Annotated in this window: 16 protein-coding genes and 1 riboswitch; of the genes, 7 read left to right on the forward strand and 9 right to left on the reverse strand. The window is 66.4% G+C overall.

The features are described 5' to 3' along the window. The first annotated feature begins 274 nt into the window (after positions 1–274). Positions 275–2,239 carry a M2 family metallopeptidase gene (locus AB839_RS07140; protein WP_061478837.1) on the forward strand — a complete coding sequence of 655 codons (1,965 nt, stop codon included), beginning with the start codon at positions 275–277 and terminating at the stop codon, positions 2,237–2,239. 127 nt (positions 2,240–2,366) lie between these two features. On the opposite strand, the gene AB839_RS07145 is transcribed toward AB839_RS07140, so the two are convergent. From AB839_RS07145 to AB839_RS07155, 3 genes are all read right to left on the reverse strand, one after another. Next, positions 2,367–2,759: a hypothetical protein gene (locus AB839_RS07145; protein WP_005418286.1), complete on the reverse strand. Its 393-nt coding sequence runs from the start codon at positions 2,757–2,759 to the stop codon at positions 2,367–2,369. 83 nt (positions 2,760–2,842) lie between these two features. Beyond that, positions 2,843–3,739: a siderophore-interacting protein gene (locus AB839_RS07150; protein WP_061478838.1), complete on the reverse strand. Its 897-nt coding sequence runs from the start codon at positions 3,737–3,739 to the stop codon at positions 2,843–2,845. 141 nt (positions 3,740–3,880) lie between these two features. After that, the gene (locus tag AB839_RS07155) at positions 3,881–5,107 is read right to left on the reverse strand and encodes a multidrug effflux MFS transporter (protein ID WP_061478901.1); all 1,227 of its coding nucleotides are present in this window, start codon (positions 5,105–5,107) and stop codon (positions 3,881–3,883) included. A 298-nt stretch (positions 5,108–5,405) separates the two neighbouring features. Beyond that, positions 5,406–5,508: riboswitch (glycine riboswitch) on the forward strand. Positions 5,509–5,570: 62 nt separating this feature from the next. Here AB839_RS07155 and gcvP point away from each other — a divergent pair. Then, complete coding sequence (gene gcvP, locus AB839_RS07160) at positions 5,571–8,438, forward strand: aminomethyl-transferring glycine dehydrogenase (protein ID WP_061478839.1); 2,868 nt, start codon at positions 5,571–5,573, stop codon at positions 8,436–8,438. A gap of 92 nt (positions 8,439–8,530) precedes the next feature. On the opposite strand, the gene AB839_RS07165 is transcribed toward gcvP, so the two are convergent. The 3 genes from AB839_RS07165 to AB839_RS07175 all read right to left on the reverse strand — a co-directional run bounded on the left by AB839_RS07165 (position 8,531) and on the right by AB839_RS07175 (position 11,300). Next, positions 8,531–8,941: a VOC family protein gene (locus AB839_RS07165; protein WP_005418291.1), complete on the reverse strand. Its 411-nt coding sequence runs from the start codon at positions 8,939–8,941 to the stop codon at positions 8,531–8,533. A gap of 186 nt (positions 8,942–9,127) precedes the next feature. Continuing rightward, positions 9,128–10,495: an amino acid permease gene (locus AB839_RS07170; protein WP_061478840.1), complete on the reverse strand. Its 1,368-nt coding sequence runs from the start codon at positions 10,493–10,495 to the stop codon at positions 9,128–9,130. A gap of 82 nt (positions 10,496–10,577) precedes the next feature. Further along, positions 10,578–11,300 (reverse strand): AraC family transcriptional regulator, encoded by a 723-nt coding sequence (locus AB839_RS07175; RefSeq protein ID WP_005418296.1) that lies wholly within the window; start codon positions 11,298–11,300, stop codon positions 10,578–10,580. Between the two features lie 112 nt (positions 11,301–11,412). Here AB839_RS07175 and AB839_RS07180 point away from each other — a divergent pair, with 112 nt between their 5' ends. Both AB839_RS07180 and AB839_RS21015 read left to right on the forward strand, forming a co-directional pair. After that, complete coding sequence (locus AB839_RS07180) at positions 11,413–13,494, forward strand: catalase (RefSeq protein WP_061478841.1); 2,082 nt, start codon at positions 11,413–11,415, stop codon at positions 13,492–13,494. Positions 13,495–13,516: 22 nt separating this feature from the next. Beyond that, entirely contained in the window at positions 13,517–14,005 is a 489-nt protein-coding gene (locus AB839_RS21015; RefSeq protein ID WP_082783300.1) for a hypothetical protein, read from the forward strand. A gap of 107 nt (positions 14,006–14,112) precedes the next feature. On the opposite strand, the gene AB839_RS07190 is transcribed toward AB839_RS21015, so the two are convergent. Further along, positions 14,113–14,394 carry a hypothetical protein gene (locus AB839_RS07190; protein WP_061478843.1) on the reverse strand — a complete coding sequence of 94 codons (282 nt, stop codon included), beginning with the start codon at positions 14,392–14,394 and terminating at the stop codon, positions 14,113–14,115. A 347-nt stretch (positions 14,395–14,741) separates the two neighbouring features. Here AB839_RS07190 and AB839_RS21865 point away from each other — a divergent pair, with 347 nt between their 5' ends. Next, the gene (locus tag AB839_RS21865; protein ID WP_061478844.1) at positions 14,742–15,365 is read left to right on the forward strand and encodes a hypothetical protein; all 624 of its coding nucleotides are present in this window, start codon (positions 14,742–14,744) and stop codon (positions 15,363–15,365) included. A 47-nt stretch (positions 15,366–15,412) separates the two neighbouring features. Here AB839_RS21865 and AB839_RS07200 read toward each other — a convergent pair whose 3' ends face one another. Next, positions 15,413–17,539 carry a methyl-accepting chemotaxis protein gene (locus AB839_RS07200; protein ID WP_061478845.1) on the reverse strand — a complete coding sequence of 709 codons (2,127 nt, stop codon included), beginning with the start codon at positions 17,537–17,539 and terminating at the stop codon, positions 15,413–15,415. Positions 17,540–17,772: 233 nt separating this feature from the next. On the opposite strand from AB839_RS07200, the gene AB839_RS07205 reads away from it, so the two are divergent. Beyond that, entirely contained in the window at positions 17,773–18,735 is a 963-nt protein-coding gene (locus AB839_RS07205) for a L,D-transpeptidase family protein (protein ID WP_061478846.1), read from the forward strand. Positions 18,736–18,739: 4 nt separating this feature from the next. Beyond that, positions 18,740–19,414: a M23 family metallopeptidase gene (locus AB839_RS07210; RefSeq protein WP_061478847.1), complete on the forward strand. Its 675-nt coding sequence runs from the start codon at positions 18,740–18,742 to the stop codon at positions 19,412–19,414. Here the strand turns inward: AB839_RS07210 and AB839_RS07215 are convergent. After that, a complete protein-coding gene (locus AB839_RS07215; protein ID WP_049410388.1) occupies positions 19,350–20,012 on the reverse strand; it encodes a hypothetical protein in 663 nt (220 codons plus the stop codon). The genes AB839_RS07210 and AB839_RS07215 overlap by 65 nt on opposite strands. Between the last annotated feature and the right edge of the window lie 112 nt (positions 20,013–20,124).

Consider the following 20,124-nt stretch of genomic DNA (forward strand, 5'->3'; position numbering starts at 1 on the left):
TGGGCAGGACGCCCAACCCCGGTCTTGCCGTGTGCGCAGGAAAGCGCACACGAGCATGCGGCTGCCAAGCCTACACGGACGTACTTGCGGCGTCCCCGCACTCCGACACCGCCCCGCCAAACCACGGACAGTCCGCTGTTGCTGCTGCTTCGGCCTTTGCCGTTGCTTGAAGGCCTCTGCGGGTGCCGGGCGCCGCCAGGCCGACTTCCGCCACTTGCGGTCGCAGCCACTGCCCACTAGCCTTCGGCCGTCGTTCACCACCCAAGGACCGCCCGTGAAACACCGTCATCTCCTGCTGGCCTCGGCAATCGCCGCCGCCACGCTGGCCCTGGCCGCCTGCAAGAAGGAAGCTGCCCCAGGCACCGACACCGCAAGCAGCAGCGCTCCGGCCGGTGAAACCGCCGACCAGTTCGTGGCCCGCATCAATGCCGAATTCAAGGCCGCTTACCCGGAGATGACCTCGGCGCAGTGGCTGTCCTCCACCTACATCAACGGTGATTCGGAACGCATTGCGGCCAAGGCCAACGAGCGTTCGCTGACCCAGCTCAACAGCTGGATCGAACAGGCCGCCAAGTTCGAAGGCAAGCCGATGAGCGAGGACAGCAAGCGCGCGATCCACCTGCTGAAGCTGATGTCGTCGATGCCTGCACCGCGCGACCCGGCCAAGCTGGCCGAGCTGACCCAGATCGCCACGCGCATGGAAGGCAGCTACGGTGCCGGCAAGTACTGCACCGATGCCAATGATCCGAACTCCTGCCGCCAGCTGGGCGAGCTGGAACAGGTGCTGGCGCGCAGCCGCGACTATGACAAGCAGCTCGACGCCTGGCAGGGCTGGCACAGCACCACCAAGAGCATGCGCGGCGACTACCAGAGGTTCGTCGGCCTGGTGAACGAAGGCGCCAAGGGCATGGGCTTTGCCGACGCCGGCCAGATGTGGCGCAGCGGCTACGACATGCCGCCGGAGCAGATCGGCCCGGAAACCGACCGCCTCTGGGAACAGGTCAAGCCGATGTACGAGCAGCTGCACTGCTACGCACGCGGCAAGCTGGACAAGACCTACGGCAAGGACAAGGCCGAAGTGGGCAACGGCCTGATTGCCGCGCACCTGCTGGGCAACATGTGGCAGCAGGACTGGTCGAACCTGTGGGACCAGCTGGAACCGTACCCGGGTGCCGGCAGCCTGGACATCACCGCTGCACTGGAAAAGCAGTACCAGACCAACCTGAGCGCGGCGCTGGCCAAGGCAGGCAAGGACGCCAACGTGGCTGCCCAGTACAAGGCGCAGCGCGAAGCCGAACTGCGTACCGCCAAGCAGATGACCGAACGCGCACAGGACTTCTATGTGTCGCTGGGCATGCCGTCGCTGCCGCAGTCTTACTGGGAACGCACCCAGTTCATCAAGCCCGACGACCGCGATGTGGTCTGCCACGCCAGCGCCTGGGACATGAACATGGAAGGCGATGTGCGCACCAAGATGTGCATCAAGCCGAACGAAGAGAACTTCACCACCATCTACCACGAGCTGGGCCATATCTATTACGACCTGGCCTACAACCCGCTGCCGCCGCTGTTCCAGGGCGGTGCCAACGATGGCTTCCATGAGGCGATCGGCGACACCATCGTGCTGGCGATGACGCCCAAGTACCTCAGCTCGATCGGCCTGGTCGATGCACCGACCGAGAGCCGCGAAGCGGTCATCAACAACCAGATGCGCATGGCGCTGTCGGGCGTGTCGTTCCTGCCGTTCGGGCTGATGATCGACCGCTGGCGCTGGGGCGTGTTCGATGGTTCGATCACCGCCGACAACTACAACAAAGCGTGGTGGGACCTGAAGGCCAAGTACCAGGGCGTGGCCCCGGCCAGCACCCGTGGCGAGGAATTCTTCGATCCGGGCGCGAAGTACCACGTGCCGGGCAACACCCCGTACACCCGCTACTTCCTGGCCCGCATCCTGCAGTTCCAGTTCTACAAGGGCCTGTGCGATGCGGCCGGCTACAAGGGCCCGCTGCACGAGTGCACCTTCTACGGCAACAAGGAAGCCGGCCAGAAATACTGGGCGATGCTGAGCAAGGGTGCCAGCCAGCCGTGGCAGGCCACGCTGAAGGAGCTGACCGGCACCGACAAGCTCGATGCCGGCCCGATGATCGAGTACTTCACTCCGGTCAACGAGTGGCTGAAGCAGCAGAACGAAGGCCAGATGTGTGGCTGGCAGGCCAACGCGGCCCCGGCGGCGAAATGAGAAAAGGGGCGGATCCGCAAGGATCCGCCCCTTCTCCGTGTTGTAGAGCCGAGCCATGCTCGGCTGCGTTTCCACCGTGCTGCGCACGGCAAGCCGAGCACGGCTCGGCTCTACAGATTCGGCGCGATCAGCTGTCCTTCTTCGCCGCCATCGCCGCGGCCAGTTCCGCCTTGAATTCCTCGAAGGTCTGGCCCTTCTCTTTCGCTTCGGCATGCGCGGCGTCGCGCAGCGCATCGGAGTACATCAGGCGCACCGGCGTGCCGTTGCGCTCGTGCAGTTCACCTGCCTGCATGATCAGCGCCAGTACCTGTGCGGCGGAGTCACTGTGGCCGGCGATGCGGCCGTCCATGCCCAGCACCCATTCGCCGTCGCGGCGCACGACACCGGCCAGCAGGGTGCGCTGCGCGTCGCGCAGTTCGGCATGCGGCTCCACCGGCGAGGCCTGGGCAGCGGCCTTGTTGGCGGCCTGCTTTTCCTGGCGACGGCGCTGGTCGCGGCGGGTCTTGGAGCTGGTGGACATGGTGCGGTACCGCTGCGAAGGGGGGCGCAAGGATAGCGCACCCCGCCCGCAGCGCTGCTTCACGCGTGCTCGATCCAGTCCGGTCAGTCCAGCACCTTGCCATGCCGCCAGTAGCCCATGAAGGTGATCGCGCGGCGGTCCAGCCCGCAATCGCGCACCAGGTGGCGGCGGATCGCCATCACCGCCCCCGCCTCACCCGCCACCCAGGCATACAGCGGACCGGCCACACGGGTATCGGCCTGCTCCCAGAGGATCTGCGTATCGACGTCGATCTCCTCCAGCGCATCGCCGGCAGCCACGCTCGAGGTCGCTGCCAACCGCGCCTGGACCGCCTGCAGCAACGGCTGTCCGTAGGCGGCCTGCCCGCGCGGCAGCCAGACCAGCTCGGCGCTGGAGGGCGCCTTCAGGTGCACCGCATCACCGGCCTGCGCCACCTCCAGCAGCGCCAGCGTGCGCGGTGGGTCGACCATGGCCGCCAGTTCCTCAAGAATGCCAGCCACCGCCGGTAGCGCGGTTTCATCGGCCACCAGCAGCACCTGGCCGACGCCGGCCGGCGGCCTCCATTCCCAGCCTTCGCTGCTGTCGGCACAGTCGGCATCGGGGGCCAGCAGCACTACGCGGTCGCCCGGTCGCGCGTGGATGGCCCAGCGCGAGGCCGGCCCGGTCTCGCCATGCAGCACGAAATCAACATCGACTTCGCCCAGCTCTGCACGCAGCTGGCGGATGGTATAGGTGCGCATCGGCGGGCGCTGATCGTCCGGCAGCGCCCGGTAGCGGGGGTACCAGTCCTCGCCGCTGGGCACCTGTGGCAGGTCCTGCCCGGGCAAGGGGAAGAACACCTTGATGCGCTGGTCCGGGCCTTCGGTCTTCATCCGCGCCACGTCGGCGCCGGTGAACACCATGCGGTCCAGGGAAGGGGAAAGAACGCGGCGCTCCTTCAGCGCCACCTCGAACAGGCGGTAGGTCTGCTGCGCAGCCATGGCGAAACCTCATGCAACGACATTGGGTCGGCTGGCTGTCGTGCACCCACGCACCGGCTGGCTGGAATGCCCAGCCTAGTCCGGCCGTTCCCTGCCGCAAGTGTTTCGGGCATCGCGGCCCACCCTACCCCTGCGCGCTGCTCAGTGACCCGTGCAGGCTGCCCGCGCCGCGCGCTCGCGCTGGTGTTCCCAGTACCAGAACACGAAACCGGCGCCGAAGAACGCCGCCTGGCCCAGTGCCAGGTGCAGCGGGCTGCCGCTCAGCAGTGGTGACACCACGCCGGCCACCACGGTGCTGATCATCAGCTGCACGAAGGCCTGCAGCGACGAGGCCAGGCCGCGCTGATGCGGGTACATGTCCAGCACCGCCAGCGCCAGGATCGGGAAGATCAGCGCCATGCCCATGCCACCCAGGAAGATCGGCAGTACCGCCCATGGCAGCACGAACTGTGGCGACAGCACCACGTAGCCAACGTTCAACAGCACTGACAATGCGCACAGGCCGAAACCAATGGAGACCTGGCGGGTGGGCGTGGTGTGCCCGGCCATGCGCCCGGACAGGAATGAGCCGGTGGTCATGCCGCCGATGGTCGGGATGAACAACCAGGCGAAACCGCCCTCGCCCAGGTGCAGGTGCTGCATCACGAACACCGGCGCCGAGGAGATGTACAGGAAGATTCCACCAAAGCCGATGCTGCCGGCCAGCGCCAGGCGCAGGAAGCGTGGATTGAAACCGATGCGCACGTAATCACGCATCAACGCGCGCGGTGACAACGGCACGCGCGCTTCGACGGGATGGGTCTCGGGCAGGTAGCGTGCAGTGGCCGCCAGCAGGACCAGCCCGAACACCACCAGGAACCAGAAGATCAGCGGCCACCCCGCGCCACTGAGCAGGATCCAGCCACCGATGATCGGCGCGATGGCCGGGGCGATGCCGAACAGCATCGACACCTGGCTCATCAGCCGCTGCGCGTCATGGCCATGGTACAGGTCGCGGATCACCGCGCGGCCGACGATCATGCCGACACCCGCCGACAGGCCCTGCAGCGCACGGAACGCCAGCAGCGTGGTCAGGTCGGTGGACAGTGCACAGCCCACCGAGGCGCCGACGAACACCACCAGGCCACCGAGGATCACCCGCTTGCGGCCCCAGGCGTCGGACAGCGGACCGTGCGCCAGGCTCATCAGGCCGTAGAACAGCAGGTAGACGCTGATGGTCTGCTGCACCGCCACCTCGTCCACCGCCAGGCGCCGGGCCAGCTGCGGGAAGGCCGGGAAGATGGTGTCGATCGAGAACGGGCCGAACATGGCCAGGCCGGCAAGCAGCAGGGCCATGCGGCGGGTGGAGGGAGCAACAGCGGCGGTCATGAGAAAGGCGTCCGGCAGGGCCATGCGTGGCACGCACGGCGGGCGCCGGTCCCCTTCTGCAGGGACGGCGCCAGATGAATTCGGGTATCCGGCCATCATAGGTGGGGATTGCGCCCGATGCCATGCAGCGATGCACAAAACGCACGTCCGGGCCATCGGCCATTCAGCCGCGGGGCCGTGCCGGGAGGCGGCCAGCGGGCCCGCAACGGGCTATAATCCGCCGGCAACACGGTGGGAGAAGCGGAACACCGCTGCCGAAGGCGCAACGCCCGTAATCGCTCAGGCCCGATACCACCCGTAACAGAACTCTGGAGAGACCGGTTCGATCCGGCGCCGAAGGGGCACGAAGCTGCGGTCCGCCGCGCTTTTAAACTCTCAGGCAAAAGGACAGAGGGGCGCCCCGCAGACCGCCGACCGGCGGCTTGTGCCCGTGCGTGTGCCCTTTCCTGACGGATCCTTCGCCATGTCCCAGAACACCCCTTCCCTGCGTGAGCTCGAGCACCACAATGCGTTCGTCGAGCGCCACATCGGCCCCAACGATGCCGAGATCGCGCAGATGCTCGACGTCGTCGGCCACGCGTCGCTGGATGCGATGACCGATGCCATCGTGCCGGCCAAGATCAAGTCGCCGGCACCGCTGGCGCTGCCGGAGTCGATGACCGAAGTGCAGGCACTGGCGAAGATCCGCGCGATCGCCGACAAGAACACCGTGCTGCGCAGCTTCATCGGCCAGGGCTACTACGGTACCCATACCCCGAACGTGATCCTGCGCAACATCCTGGAAAACCCGGCCTGGTACACCGCCTACACCCCGTACCAGGCCGAGATCTCGCAGGGCCGCATGGAAGCGCTGATCAACTTCCAGACCCTGTGCGCCGACCTCGCCGGCATGGAGATCGCCAACGCCTCGCTGCTGGACGAAGCCACCGCCGCCGCCGAAGCGATGACCCTGGCCAAGCGTTCGGCCAAGTCGAAGTCGGACACCTTCTTCGTGCACGACGCCGTGCACCCGCAGACCCTGGAACTGCTGCGCACCCGCGCAGAACCGATGGGCATCGTGCTGCGCGTCGGCACCCCCGCCGAAGCACTGGAAGCGGAAGCCTTCGGCCTGCTGCTGCAGTACCCGGACACCTTCGGCCAGGTCGGCGACTACAAGGCCCTGGTCGAGGCCGTGCACGCACGCGGCGGCCTGGTGGCCGTGGCCACCGACCTGCTGGCGCTGACCCTGCTGGCCGCACCGGGCGAATGGGGCGCGGACATCGTGGTCGGCAACAGCCAGCGTTTCGGCGTGCCGTTCGGCTTCGGCGGCCCGCACGCCGCGTTCATGGCCTGCCGTGACGCCTACAAGCGCTCGATGCCGGGCCGCCTGATCGGTGTCTCCATCGATGCCCAGGGCAACCCGGCCTATCGCCTGACCCTGCAGACCCGCGAGCAGCACATCCGCCGCGAGAAGGCGACGTCGAACATCTGTACCGCACAGGTGCTGCTGGCGGTGATGGCCTCGATGTATGCGGTCTACCATGGTCCGGAAGGCCTGACCCGCATCGCCCGGCGCACCCACCGCCTGGCCTCGATCCTGGCTGCGGCACTGCGCAACGCCGGCGTGCAGGTCGGTGGCGACTTCTTCGACACCCTGCACATCACCGGCGTGCATGCCGATGAGATCCACGCCAAGGCACGCGCCGCCGGTTACAACCTGCGCGCGATCGACAGCGACTCGGTCGGCATCAGCCTGGACGAGACCGCCACCCGCGCCGACGTGGTCGCGCTGGCCGCCGTGTTCGGCGCGCAGGCCGACGTCGATGCGCTGGATGCCAGCACCGCCGACGCACTGCCGGCCGGCCTGCTGCGCCAGTCGGCGTTCCTGACCCATCCGGTGTTCAACACCCACCACAGCGAGCACGAACTGCTGCGCTACCTGCGTTCGCTGGCCGACAAGGACCTGGCGATGGACCGCACGATGATCCCGCTGGGCTCGTGCACCATGAAGCTCAACGCCACCGCCGAGATGATCCCGGTGACCTGGCCGGAGTTCTCGCAGATCCACCCGCTGGTGCCGGCCGACCAGGCGCTGGGTTACAAGGAACTGATCGATACGCTGGAAGCGATGCTGGTGGAATGCACCGGCTACGACGCGGTCAGCCTGCAGCCGAACTCCGGCGCGCAGGGCGAGTACGCCGGCCTGCTGGCGATCCGCGCCTACCACCGCTCGCGCGGCGAAGGCCACCGCGACATCTGCCTGATCCCGGACTCGGCGCACGGCACCAACCCGGCCTCGGCGCAGATGTGCGGCATGAAGGTCGTGGTGACCAAGACCGATGCCAACGGCAACGTCGACGTCGAGGACATCCGCCTCAACGCCGAGAAGTACAGCGACCGCCTGGCCGCGATCATGATGACCTACCCGTCCACGCACGGCGTGTTCGAGGAAGAGGTGGTCGAGATCTGCGAGATCATCCACAAGCACGGCGGCCAGGTGTACACCGACGGCGCCAACATGAACGCCCTGGTCGGCGTGGCCAAGCCGGGCAAGTGGGGTTCGGACGTTTCGCACCTGAACCTGCACAAGACCTTCTGCATCCCGCACGGCGGTGGTGGCCCGGGCGTGGGCCCGTGCGCGGTCAAGGAGCACCTGGCCCCGTTCCTGCCGGGCAAGCTCGGTGAAAACGGCCCGGTCGGCATGGTCAGCGCGGCCAGCTTCGGCAGCGCCTCGATCCTGCCGATCAGCTGGATGTACATCGCGATGATGGGCCGCGAAGGCCTGCGCAAGGCCACCCAGGTCGCGCAGCTCAACGCCAACTACATCGCCAAGCGCCTGGCCCCGCACTTCAAGACCCTGTACACCGGCCGCAACGGCCTGGTGGCGCACGAATGCATCCTGGACGTGCGCCCGCTGGAGAAGACCAGCGGCATCGGCGCCGAGGACGTCGCCAAGCGCCTGATCGACTTCGGCTTCCACGCCCCGACCCTGAGCTTCCCGGTCGCGGGCACGCTGATGGTCGAACCGACCGAGAGCGAGTCGCTGCACGAGCTGGATCGCTTCATCAACGCGATGATCCAGATCCGAGAGGAAATCAGCGCGATCGAAGACGGCCGCCTGGACCGCGAGGACAACCCGCTGAAGAACGCGCCGCACACCGCCACCGCGGTGACCGCCAGTGAGTGGACCCACGCCTACCCGCGCGAACTGGCCGCCTTCCCGCTGGCCAGCCTGAAGCAGAGCAAGTACTGGCCGCCGGTGGCACGCGTCGACAACGTGTACGGTGACAAGAACGTGATGTGCGCCTGCATCCCGGTCGATGCCTACAAGGATGATGAAGTCGAGGCTTGATTCCTCACTGCATCGATAAAGAAAACGGCCCGCTTGCGCGGGCCGTTTTCATGAGGGCGTGTGGACCAAGGTCCACACCCACAATTACCCGATCACGGGTCCGGCATCTGTCCCAGGCTCAACTGCCACGATACGCCGAAGCGGTCCTGCACCCAGCCATAGCGGTTGCTGAAGTCGTAATCACCCACCGGCATCAACCAATGGCCGCCCTCGCCCAGCACGCGTGCTGCACGCTCGAACTGCTCGGCACCGGAGCACTCGACGAACAGCGAGATCGACGGGCTGAAGGTGAAGTCGTGCACATCCAGGCTGTCGAAGCACAGGTAATGGGTGCCACCGAGCAGGAAGATGGCCTGGCGGACCTGTCCGGGTACGCCGGCGCCGGCCCCCTCGGGGTGGCGTTGCAGGGCCAGCAGGCGGAAATCGGCAAAGGCTTCGGCGTACAGGGCCAGCGCGGCCTCGGCCTGGCCGGTGAACATCAGGAAGGGACGGCTGCGCAGCATGCGGTACTCCTGGTCGACGGGCCGCTGGCGACCCACACGATCAGGATGGCACGGCGGATGTATGCCGGCTGTAGAGCCGAGCCCGCGCTCGGCTGGCGACTACGCGAACAGCAGCCGACCACAGGGTCGGCTCTACAGAAACTACAGCAACCGCAGCCGACCACAGGGTCGGCTCTACAGCTTCAGTCACGCCTCGCGCATGCGCCGGGCGATGGCGCTGCCGGCGGCGATGGTGGCGGTCAGCGCCACCATCGACAGGAACTGCAGGCGGGTGTGCGCCTCGCTCAGCAGCAGGCCGAAGATCAGCGCCAGGATCGCCAGCGCGCAGCAGGTCAGCCACGGGAAACCGGCCATGCGGAACGGCAGCCGGGTACCCAGGCGATCGGCGCGGCGGCGCAGTACCAGCTGCGAAACCAGCGACAGCGTCCACACCAGCAGGCAGGTGGAACCGACGATGTTCAGCAGCACCGGCAGCACCCGGTCCGGGAACAGCAGCTCCATCACCGTGGCCGCAAAGCCGAACAGCACGCTGGCCAGCACGGCGATGACCGGCACCTGCCGCGGATCGGTCCAGCCCAGCACGGCCGGCGCTTCGCGGCGCTGCGCCAGCGAATACATCATGCGCGAGGCGCCGTAGAGGTTGGCATTGAGTGCCGACAGCAGCGCGATCACCGCGATCAGGGTGATGGCGGTGCCGGCGCCCGGAATGCGCGCAATGTCCAGCACGGCGGCGAAGGGCGACTTCAGTGCTTCGCTGGTCCAGGGCACCACGGCGATGATCACGCTCAGCGAGCCGATGTAGAACACCAGAATGCGCCAGGCCACGGTACGGATGGCACGGGCGATGCTGCGTTCGGGATCTTCGGTTTCGGCCGCCGCAACGGCAACGATTTCGGTCCCACCGAAGGCAAAAACGACAACCAGCAGCGCCGCACCGATCCCGGCCAGGCCCTTCGGTGCGAAACCGCCGTGTCCGGTGAAGTTGCTCAGGCCAGGTGAGGTGACCTGCGGCAGCCAGCCCATCAGCAGTGCCACGCCGATGGCAATGAAGGCCAGGATCGCCGCCACTTTCAGGATGGCGAACCAGAATTCGAACTCGCCGAAGTTCTTCACCCCGAGCAGGTTGATCGCAGTGAAGAACAGCATGAAGGCCAACGCAGCCATCGGCACCGGCACCACCGGCCAGACCGTGGCAAGCAACCCGGCCGCACCCACCGCCTCGGCGGCGATCACGATCACCAGCTGCACCCACCACAACCAGCCGACCGTGGCGCCAGCGGTGGCGCCCATGGCATCGGCGGCGTACACCGAGAACGCGCCGCTGGTCGGTTTGGCCGCCGCCATCTCGCCCAGTGCGTTCATCACGATGATCACCAGCGCGCCAGCGACCAGATACGAGACCAGAACGGCCGGACCGGCCGCCTGCACACCGACGCCCGAGCCGAGGAACAGGCCGGCGCCGATGGCACTGCCCAGGCCCATCATGATCAGCTGGCGGGGCTTGAGCGAATGTCCGAGGCGGGACGGCGAAGCGGTCGGAATCGAATTGGGCATCGGCGGGGCTGGCGGCGGGCTACAGGGGCGACACCTTACCCTGTCCCAGGCCCGCGGGGATAGGCACAGCGCAGCAGGGGGCTCAGGCCAGTGCGGGCTCGCCGACGTTGCCGCCGATCCGGGCGCGATAGGCGCGCGGCGAGAAACCGGTTTCAGCCTTGAACTTGCGGGTGAAGGCGCTCTGGTCGCTGAAACCGCAGGCCTGGCCGATGCAGGCAATGCTGTCGTCGCCATGCAACAGGTGCATGGCCATCTGGATCCGCAGCCGGGTCAGCACCTGCTGCGGGGTCATCTGGAACACCTTGCGGAAACTGCGCTCCAGCTTGGACAGCGAAAAGCCTGTGATGTCCAGCAGGGTCTGCATGCGCACGTTCTCGGCGTAGTGCGCGTTGAGGTGGGCCAGCGCGAGCCGCAGCTGCTCGTACTGCGCGCCCAGGCTGTCCTTCTGGCCCAGGTCGCGGGAAATGCCGATCAGGCCCTCGATGGCGCCGTCGACCAGCAGCGGGCGCTTGCAGGTCAGGCACCAGCCCGGTTCGCGGTTGGCGAACAGGTGCAGCTCCATCAGGTTCTCGATCACCTCGCCGGACAGCACGCGGGCGTCCTGGTCGACATAGTCCGCGCTGAGGCCGGTCGGGTAGATCTCGGCCGCTGTGCGCCCGATCACGTCCTTGCGCGCGCGCAGGCCCAGCCGTCGCAGCATGGTCTGGTTGACGTGGGTGTACCGCCCCTGGCGGTCCTTGATGAAGAACAGCACGTCCGGGATGGCGTCGAACAGGGCTTCGATGTCGGCGGGCTCGACTCGCATGGGGCAAGCATACCCGAGCCTGCTTTTGCCCGTACGTTCACCTTTGCCGGACCTGGGTTTAACGGGTTCGGTTCCAGTGTCGTGGTTCACTTGATGATCCGGAGCCTCCCCCATGGCCGCCAGCAAGCCGACCGGCAAGCGCGCAACCGAAAACCACCCCCGCGGCAACGGCGATGAACTGCACCCGCGCGCCGGCGGCAGCCACCCGGCGATGACCACCGATCAGGGCATCCCGGTGGCAGACAACCAGAACTCCCTGCGGCAGGGACCTCGAGGACCCACGCTGCTGGAAGACTTCATCCTACGCGAGAAGATCACCCACTTCGATCACGAACGCATTCCCGAGCGCATCGTGCACGCACGTGGCAGCGCGGCACATGGCTACTTCGAGTTGACCCGGTCTCTGGCCGCCCACACCCGGGCGCGCATCCTGACCGAGGTAGGCGTGAAGACGCCCGTGTTTACCCGCTTCTCGACCGTGGCCGGTGGCGCAGGGTCGGTGGACACTCCGCGCGACGTGCGCGGCTTCGCGGTCAAGTTCTATACCAAGGAAGGCAACTGGGATCTGGTCGGCAACAACATCCCGGTGTTCTTCATCCAGGACGCCATGAAATTCCCGGACCTGGTGCATGCGGTGAAGATGGAACCAGACCGTGCGTTCCCGCAGGCGGCTTCGGCCCATGACACCTTCTGGGACTTCATTTCGCTGATGCCCGAGTCGATGCACATGATCATGTGGGCGATGAGCGACCGCGCCATTCCGCGCTCGCTGCGCATGATCGAAGGCTTCGGGGTGCACAGCTTCCGCCTGCTGAACGAGGCGGGCGAGTCGACGTTCGTCAAATTCCACTGGCGACCCAAGCTGGGCATCCAGTCAACGGTCTGGGACGAAGCGTTGAAACTGCAATCGGCTGACAATGACTTCCATCGCCGCGACCTGTTCGAGGCCATCCAGCGCGGTGACTTCCCCGAGTGGGAACTGGCGGTGCAGCTGTTCACCGAAGAAGAAGCGGACGCATTTCCGTTCGATCACCTGGATCCGACCAAGATCATCCCTGAATCGCTGGTACCGCTGCAGGTGATCGGGCGCATGGTGCTGGACCGCTGGCCCGACAACTTCTTCGCCGAGACCGAGCAGGTGGCGTTCTGCCCGGCCAACGTGCCGCCGGGCATCGACTTCAGCAACGATCCGCTGCTGCAGGGCCGCCTGTTCTCCTATCTGGACACCCAGCTGCTGCGGCTTGGCGGCCCGAACTTCCACCAGATCCCGGTGAATGCCCCGAAGTGCCCGTTCGCCAATCACCACCGCGACGGCCACATGCAGATGCAGGTGCCCAAGGGTCGCGTCGCCTATGATCCCAGCTCGCTGCAGGAGGACTCCCCGCGCGAGACGCCTGCGGGTTTCCGCAGCCACGCCAGCGCCGACGATGGCCGCAAGGGCCGCACCCGCGCCGAGAGCTTCGCCGACCACTACAGCCAGGCCCGCATGTTCTTCCGTAGCCTTGAGAAGCCGGAACAGGCGCATCTGGCATCGGCACTCGTGTTCGAATTGTCCAAGGTGGAAACACTCAAGGTGCGGGTGCGTACCGTCAGCCACCTGCGCAACATCGACGAATCACTGGCGCAGCGCGTAGCCGATGGACTCGCGCTGCCTGCACTGCCCGACCCCGCGCCGACCGCCACGCCGGCGCAGGACATGCCTGCCGCTCCCGAGGTGCGCGTGATCGGGCGCAACAAGCCCACCCTGCAGGGGCGCAGCATCGGCATCCTGTTTGATGAGGGCTCCGACGCGCGCGTGATGGCCAGCCTGAGCAAAGCGGCGCGGAAGGCGGGTGCAGACGTGAAGCTGGTCGCGCCCAAAGTAGGCGGCGCCACGCTGAGCGATGGGGCGATGCAGGCGGCGGATGGGCAACTGGCGGGCACGCCATCGGCTGTGTTCGATGCGGTAGCCGTGGTGCTCAGTCCGGAAGCCGCGAAGGCCTTGTCGAAAGAGAGTGCAGCCATCGAGTTCGTCAGCCAGGCGTGGGCGCACCTGAAGGCCATCGCCAGCGACGCAGGCGGCCAGGCGCTGCTGAAGGCGGCGCGCGTCGGAAATGATGCCGGCATCGTCGAAGCGGAAGACGCCAAGGCCTTCCTGGCGGCGGCCGCCACCCGCCAGTGGGCGCGTGAACCGAAGCTGCGCCTGCTGGCCTGACTACTACAACAGGAGAACCGTCATGCCCCGTGGTGACAAATCCGCATATACCGACAAACAGAAGCGCCAGGCCGAGCACATCGAGGAAAGCGAGCGCGAGCGCGGTGCCAGCGAAAGCACCGCCGAACGCATCGCCTGGGCCACCGTGAACAAGCAGGACGGTGGCGGCAAGCGTAGCGGCAGCGCACGCAAGGGCACGAAGAAGGCGGCCAGCAAGAAGGCTGCCAAGAAGGCGCCTGCCAGGACGTCGGCCACAAAGAAGGCCACGACCAAGGCGACGGCAGCGAAGAAGGCACCTGCGAAGAAAGCGGTGGCAAAGAAGGCACCCGCTCGCAAGACCGCCACAAAGAAGGCCGCAAAGAAGACGGCGAAGAAGGTTGCGGCCAATAAGGGGGGTACGGCCGCCTCGCGGAGCGCCGCCGCAAAGAAGGCGGCGGCTACCCGTGCCCGAAAGGCAGCGACACGCAAGACCGCAGCGAAAAAGGCTGCCCGAACGCGGAGCAGAGATTGATCGTCCCCGAAAACGGGGAACAGCCCGCGCCCGCATCGCAGGCGCGGGATGTGTGGCGCAGCGCCTACTCTCGCTGGGTCGGTCCCAAGCGACCCGCGCACCTTACCTCAGCGGGACGGCCCCGCCGTCACTGCAGCTGAGGGCACCGGCACGGCAGCCGCCTGCAGCGTGCGCAACGCCGCGATCGGAATGGCCTCGGCACGCCGCTGCTGCGGCCACCAGACGAACAGGAACGCGCTGCTGGAACCGAGCAGGCGCGCAGTGCCCGGCAAAGGCGCGCGGTCGCCGTTCAACTGCAGGCGGATCACTTCGCCGCTGCCAGCGTTGTGGATCTGCCCCCCGCGCACCGTCATGTAGTTCGCCGCGCCCAGCGCCATGAAGGCGGCCACGCCAGGGTCATCGTGATCAGCGGGCGCCGGCCTACGTCCTCTCATATGGAGGAGTGAAGACCGAGCGATAACGGCCGTACGGCATCGGTGACAGCGCGACTCACCTGCTCTGCCATCCAGAGACACTCGTGGCTCAGGCACACCGATGAAGGCAGTGCATGTCGCGCAGTTTGTCGTAAACGGCTATATCCCGTGCAGAGCAATCCGGAAGTCACCTGGCACTGCTGATCGCCGTCAGGGCCTCCTCGCTGGGCTCCCTCAAGGACAGATCATCGACATCCACCACCCTGTAGCTTCGCTCGGTGGTAGCGGCTACGTTGATTGACCCACTGACAGGGATAGTTGAGATGAAGAATGTGAACCGAGTTCTGGCGGCCAGCGCGCTGATGCTTGTACTGGCGGCATGCAGCAGTTCCCAGACCGCCAACAAGGGCAATTTCGGCAAGGCTATTCAGAAATATCTTGATACCAAGAACGGACTCTGCGCTGCTTTGCCCGCGCGGGAACTCCCCTTCAGACTGGCCAACGATGGCAGCTTGGGAGAGCGCGCGCGCCTGCAGGCCAACGCCTTGGTCGAGGCCGGGTTGCTGAGCCGCCAAGCATCTGAAATGAAATCGATGTTTGGCACATCGACCGTACCGGCTGGCGAGTACGCGCTTACTTCCAAAGGAAAGAAGTTCCTCGTAGAAGGCGGCGCAGAAACAATTGCAGGTCAAGCAGCGTTCTGCACCGGCAAGTTCAGGGTGACAGAGGTGGACACCTTTACCGAGCCCAGCGAGATGATGGGCGTGAAATTGTCTCAGGTGAACTTCCGCTACAAGGTCGAAGATGCGGACAGCTGGGCCAGATCGAAAGAGGTCCAGGCCAGCTACCGTAACCTAGCGGATCAAGCCAAGGACGAAATCGATGGCAAAGCGACGCTCGTGCTGACCAACGACGGCTGGATGCACGAGCGCTTGTTCAAGCGCTGAGGGCTTCTCGGTCGGCACGGCACTTTGCCGTGCCGACGCGGTGACGGTCAGGCCGCGCGCGCCACCACGGCGCGGGCTGCACCGTCCTGCTCGATCTGGAACACCGCCACTGATGTGGTCAGCGCATGCGCCTGTTCCTCCAGCGCGCGGCTCGCGGCAGTGGCTTCTTCCACAAGCGCGGCGTTCTGCTGGGTCACCTGGTCCATCTGCACCACCACCTGGTTGACCTGCTCGATGCCGGCCGCCTGCTCCTTGCTGGCCGCTGCGATGTCGCTCATCAGCTGGGTGGTGCGCGAGCTGGCTTGGGCCACGCGTGCGATCGCGGCTTCCGATTCAACGGTCACCGCCAGGCCACTCTTCACCTTGGCAGCGGCGTCCTCGATCAGTTCCTTGATCTCCTTGGCGGCGACACCGGCACGCTGCGCGAGCGTACGCACCTCGCTGGCGACCACGGCAAAGCCACGCCCCTGCTCGCCTGCACGCGCAGCTTCCACTGCCGCATTCAGCGCCAGGATGTTGGTCTGGAACGCGATGCCGTCGATCACCGTGGAGATTTCCGAGATGCGTGCCGAGGACTGATCGATCTCGCCCATCACCGATGCCATCTGTGCCATCGCCTGCTCGGTCTCGCGCACGGCGGCACCGGCGGCATGCGCTTCGCTGTCAGCCTGACGCGCCAGTTCGGCGTTCTGGCGTACGGTGGAGGTCAGCTCCTCCATCGACGCGGCCGCTTCTTCCAGATTCGCGGCCTGCTGCTCGGTGCGGCGCGACAGGTCATTGTTGCCAGCGGCCAGTTCCTGGGCCGCGTTGTTGATGCTGTCGGCAGCCACCTGGATGCCGCGGACAATGCCGGTCAGCTGCGCGGTGGTGGTGTTGGCATCGTCGCGCATGCGCGCAAACACGCCTTCGTACTCGCCCTCCATGCGTGCGGTCAGGTCGCCATGCGAGATCGCGCGCAGCACGTCGGAAACATCGGCGATGCTGGCCTGCGAACTGGCCATCATGCCGTTGAGGTGCTCGACCATCGTCTTGAACTGGTACTGGAACGCAGCGGCATCGCCACGCATGCTGAAATCGCCGGCGCGTGCGGCGCGGGCCAGTTCATCGATCTGCGCGTTGATCGCCATCAGGCTCTGCTTCACCGCCGCCAGGGTGCGGGTCAGCGTGCCCTTCTCGCCTGGGTAGTCCGGCAGGTCGCGGCTGAGGTCACCCATGGCGTAACGCTGCATCACCTCGGCCATCAGCAGTTCCACCTGCACGTGCGACTCGACCAGGCTGTTGGTGGCCTGCACCATGCGGCCGAAATCACCGGGGAACGCACTGGCGTCCATGCGATAGCGGATTGCACCGGCCTCGTGCTGCTCGGCCATCTGCAACTGCGCGCCGATCGCCGCCTGCACACTCTGGCGCACGCTGGCCATCGCCTCGCCCAGCTGGGTCAGTTCGTCACGGCCGCCCAGGCGGAATTCCTGATCCAGCTGGCCCTTGGACAGGCGCTCGGCCAGGTTCACCGCGCGGGCCAGCGGGCCGGTCAGGCTGCGCCCGATCATCACCGAGGCACCGATGCCGACCAGCAGTGCAACGCCGCCCAGCACCAGCAGCTGCAGCAGGCTGCGCTCGCCCAGGCGGATGGCCTCGGCGGCTGCCTCACGGCTTTCCTTCTCTTCGAAATCCACGCCATCGGACAGTGCCTTGTTCCAGCCGTTGGCCGCTTCCTGCACCGGGCCCAGGGTCAGTGCCACGGCACCCGGGTAGTCGCCCTGCTCCATCAGTTCGCTGGTCTGCTTGTTGAGCGGGCGCGCGATGGCACGCTTGGCCGCGATGGTTGCCGCGATGGCCTTGCCCTCCGCATCGCCTGGCAGCGCCTGGTAGGCGGCCCAGCTGGCCTCATAGCGCTTGACCAGATCGGCAATGCGCTTCTCATCGCTGCCGCGGTCTTCGCCCTGGCGGATCAGCATTTCGCGCCGCACCACCATCATCTGGTTGTTGGCGTCGAGCATCTGCGACAACAGGCGCACCTTGGCCACGCTGACGTCGACCACCTGCTGCATCGCGCGCTTCTGCACGACGCTGGCGGTGGCGCCGGTGGCCACTACGGCGGCAACCAGCAGCAGCAACAGGCCAAAGCCCAGCCCAAGACGCCAGGCAACCCTGACGTTCCTCAAGTAGTTCATGGGGGTATCCAAAACGGGGGGATGTGGGCTTATCGGCGGCACGGCAGGCAATCTTGATCGCCGCCCATCGACGGCGTCGGCCACCGTTCACCTTGGTGAGTCCCCGTCCCAGCGGCACCTGCCGGTGCCAGCCGGCCGCAATGACATGTCTGCTCATGCGGGTATCAGATCCCTTTCACGGCGGCTCCGCACCGTCTGCGGGCAAGGTGGCGGCGTACCTGCTGGAGATCCCAATGCGCTCATCTGTGTCCCGATCCACCCTGCTCGCAATCTCGCTGCTGGCATCACCTACCTTCGCGCAGGCGCCGCCGCCCGGACTGCCCGCCCCCATGGCCGAGAAGGCTGGCCCGGACACCGCGGTGCGCTCCGCACTGCATGCCCAGGTGCTGCTGGATCGTGCGAACTTCTCTCCGGGCCAGATTGATGGTGAGGTAGGCAGCAACCAGCGGCGGGCGGTGTCAGGCTTCCAGGCGGCGCACGGGCTGACCGTAACGGGTGAGCTGGACGACGCCACCTGGAAGGCTCTGCAGGCCGATACGATCACGCCGCTGGCCAGCTACACGCTGACTGCCGAGGATGTCGCCGGGCCGTTCCAGGCGGTGCCGAAGGGCCCCGCCGCACAGGCCAAACTGAAATCGTTGGGCTTCAACAACGTCGAAGAGTCGCTGGGCGAACGCTTCCACGCATCCCCTGAGCTGTTGAAGCTGCTCAATCCGGGCGTAGATCTGAGCAAGGCCGGCAACCGCATTCAGGTGCCCAACATCGCACCATCGGCGCTACCGAAGGCAGCCAAGGTGGTCGTCGACAAATCCGACTCGACCCTGCAACTGCTGGATGCCCAGGGCAAGGTGATCGCGCAGGTGCCTGTCTCATCCGGCAGCCAGCATGATCCGCTGCCGATCGGCGAATGGAAGATCCTGGGTGTGTACCGCGACCCGCCGTTCCACTACAACCCAAAGCTGTTCTGGGATGCGCGCAAGGGCGAAAAGAAGGCGACGCTGCCGCCGGGCCCGAACAATCCGGTCGGCCGGGTCTGGATCGACCTGTCCAAGCCGCATTACGGCCTGCATGGCACGCCCGAGCCCGGCCACGTGGGCAAGACCGAGTCGCATGGCTGCGTACGCATGACCAACTGGGATGCGCTGCGCGTGGCTGATGCGGTGGATGAGTCGGTGCCCGTGGTGATGCAGGAGTGAGCCGATGCGTCTTTCGCAGCTGATCGTGCTGGGTGTTCTGCTGGGACTGGGTGCAGGTTGGTGGCTGCACCGCGATGCAGGCGAGCCGGTAGCCGCCTCGCTGCCGGAAGCGCCATCGACGGTAGCCGCCGCGCCGGTGACGGAACCGGTAGCGCCAGGCGCAACAGCCCAACCCGCCTCCACCGCGCCGTCGGCCGCGCAGGCTCCGGATGCACCGCCCGGGTTACTGCTGCCGGTGCAGGGCATCCTGCCCTCGCAGCTGCGCGATACCTTCACCGATGCACGCAGCGAGGGCCGCGTACACGATGCCATCGACATCATGGCCGATGCCGGTACGCCGGTGCTGGCGGCGGCCGATGGCACGGTGGAGAAACTGTTCGACAGTGAGCGCGGCGGGCTGACGATCTACCAGTTCGAGCCCAGCGGACGCTGGTGCTACTACTACGCGCACCTGCAACGCTACGCCGATGGCCTGGCCGAGAAGCAGGTGATCAAGCGCGGGGAGGTGATCGGCTACGTCGGCAGCACTGGCAACGCCAGCGCCCATGCCCCGCACCTGCATTTCGAGGTGCATGTGCTGGGGCCAGAGAAGCAGTGGTGGAAGGGAGAGTCGATCAATCCGTATCCGCTGCTGAAATCGGCTGCTTCGACGCCCGGCGCTGCCAGCGCCGCAAGGTGAACGTGAACACCGCCAACGCACCCCCGGGAATCAGCAGGAACAGTGCCGCCACCTTCCAGAAAAAGAACGGCCACAGCCAGACGTAATCCAGGTCGGTCAGCTTCAGCAGGTCCAGCGGGGGCTGCAATTCGATCACGGCCGCCCTGCCCGCCAGCGCCGGGTCCACCTCCAGTACGGTTACCCGCAGCCATGAGCGTCCGCGTGGCAATGCATCACCGCGGCCATATCCAAAGTAGGACGCCATGAGCCCGCTGGACTCAACCGATGCCAGCCTGCGGTTGATACCCTGCCCGGCCACTCCCGAACGCTCTCCTGCGCGGAAGTCCCCATGATCGGTGGGAGTGTCGATGCGCAGCAGCACTTCAGGGTCAGCCTCAGTACCGTCTGCGGCATACCGCAGTCGCAGCCGCAGTTGGTCATCAATGAAGCGGTAGACCGTCACCTCGGCCGTCGCGCCGGGGCTGAGCAGCAGCGGCAGGGTCTGGGTACGCGAGGCCAGATGGTTGGCGATGGCGCCGAGCGCCAGAACCGCGCAGGCGATGACCCACAGGCTCCACAACACCCACAGGGTGACCCGCACCACGGTCTCGCCTTTCACGCTGACATCCTGGTCATCGCTTCGCTTCCTCGCCGGCACTGGCGACACAGTAACGAAAAAGCCCCGCGTTCGCGGGGCTTCTTCCTTCTGCGACGCCAGGCATGGCCCAGCG

The organism is Stenotrophomonas sp. DDT-1 (assembly GCF_001580555.1).
GTDB classification, from domain to species: domain Bacteria; phylum Pseudomonadota; class Gammaproteobacteria; order Xanthomonadales; family Xanthomonadaceae; genus Stenotrophomonas; species Stenotrophomonas sepilia.

Excerpts from the sequence above, each read along its gene's own strand:
- AB839_RS07210 (WP_061478847.1), top strand. The coding sequence starts at position 18,740 with ATGCGTCTTTCGCAGCTGATCGTGCTGGGTGTTCTGCTGGGACTGGGT.
- gcvP (WP_061478839.1), top strand. The coding sequence starts at position 5,571 with ATGTCCCAGAACACCCCTTCCCTGCGTGAGCTCGAGCACCACAATGCG.
- AB839_RS07150 (WP_061478838.1), bottom strand. The coding sequence starts at position 3,739 with ATGGCTGCGCAGCAGACCTACCGCCTGTTCGAGGTGGCGCTGAAGGAG.
- AB839_RS07170 (WP_061478840.1), bottom strand. The coding sequence starts at position 10,495 with ATGCCCAATTCGATTCCGACCGCTTCGCCGTCCCGCCTCGGACATTCG.
- AB839_RS07175 (WP_005418296.1), bottom strand. The coding sequence starts at position 11,300 with ATGCGAGTCGAGCCCGCCGACATCGAAGCCCTGTTCGACGCCATCCCG.
- AB839_RS21015 (WP_082783300.1), top strand. The coding sequence starts at position 13,517 with ATGCCCCGTGGTGACAAATCCGCATATACCGACAAACAGAAGCGCCAG.
- AB839_RS07180 (WP_061478841.1), top strand. The coding sequence starts at position 11,413 with ATGGCCGCCAGCAAGCCGACCGGCAAGCGCGCAACCGAAAACCACCCC.
- AB839_RS07145 (WP_005418286.1), bottom strand. The coding sequence starts at position 2,759 with ATGTCCACCAGCTCCAAGACCCGCCGCGACCAGCGCCGTCGCCAGGAA.
- AB839_RS07200 (WP_061478845.1), bottom strand. The coding sequence starts at position 17,539 with ATGAACTACTTGAGGAACGTCAGGGTTGCCTGGCGTCTTGGGCTGGGC.
- AB839_RS07205 (WP_061478846.1), top strand. The coding sequence starts at position 17,773 with ATGCGCTCATCTGTGTCCCGATCCACCCTGCTCGCAATCTCGCTGCTG.
- AB839_RS21865 (WP_061478844.1), top strand. The coding sequence starts at position 14,742 with ATGAAGAATGTGAACCGAGTTCTGGCGGCCAGCGCGCTGATGCTTGTA.
- AB839_RS07165 (WP_005418291.1), bottom strand. The coding sequence starts at position 8,941 with ATGCTGCGCAGCCGTCCCTTCCTGATGTTCACCGGCCAGGCCGAGGCC.
- AB839_RS07155 (WP_061478901.1), bottom strand. The coding sequence starts at position 5,107 with ATGACCGCCGCTGTTGCTCCCTCCACCCGCCGCATGGCCCTGCTGCTT.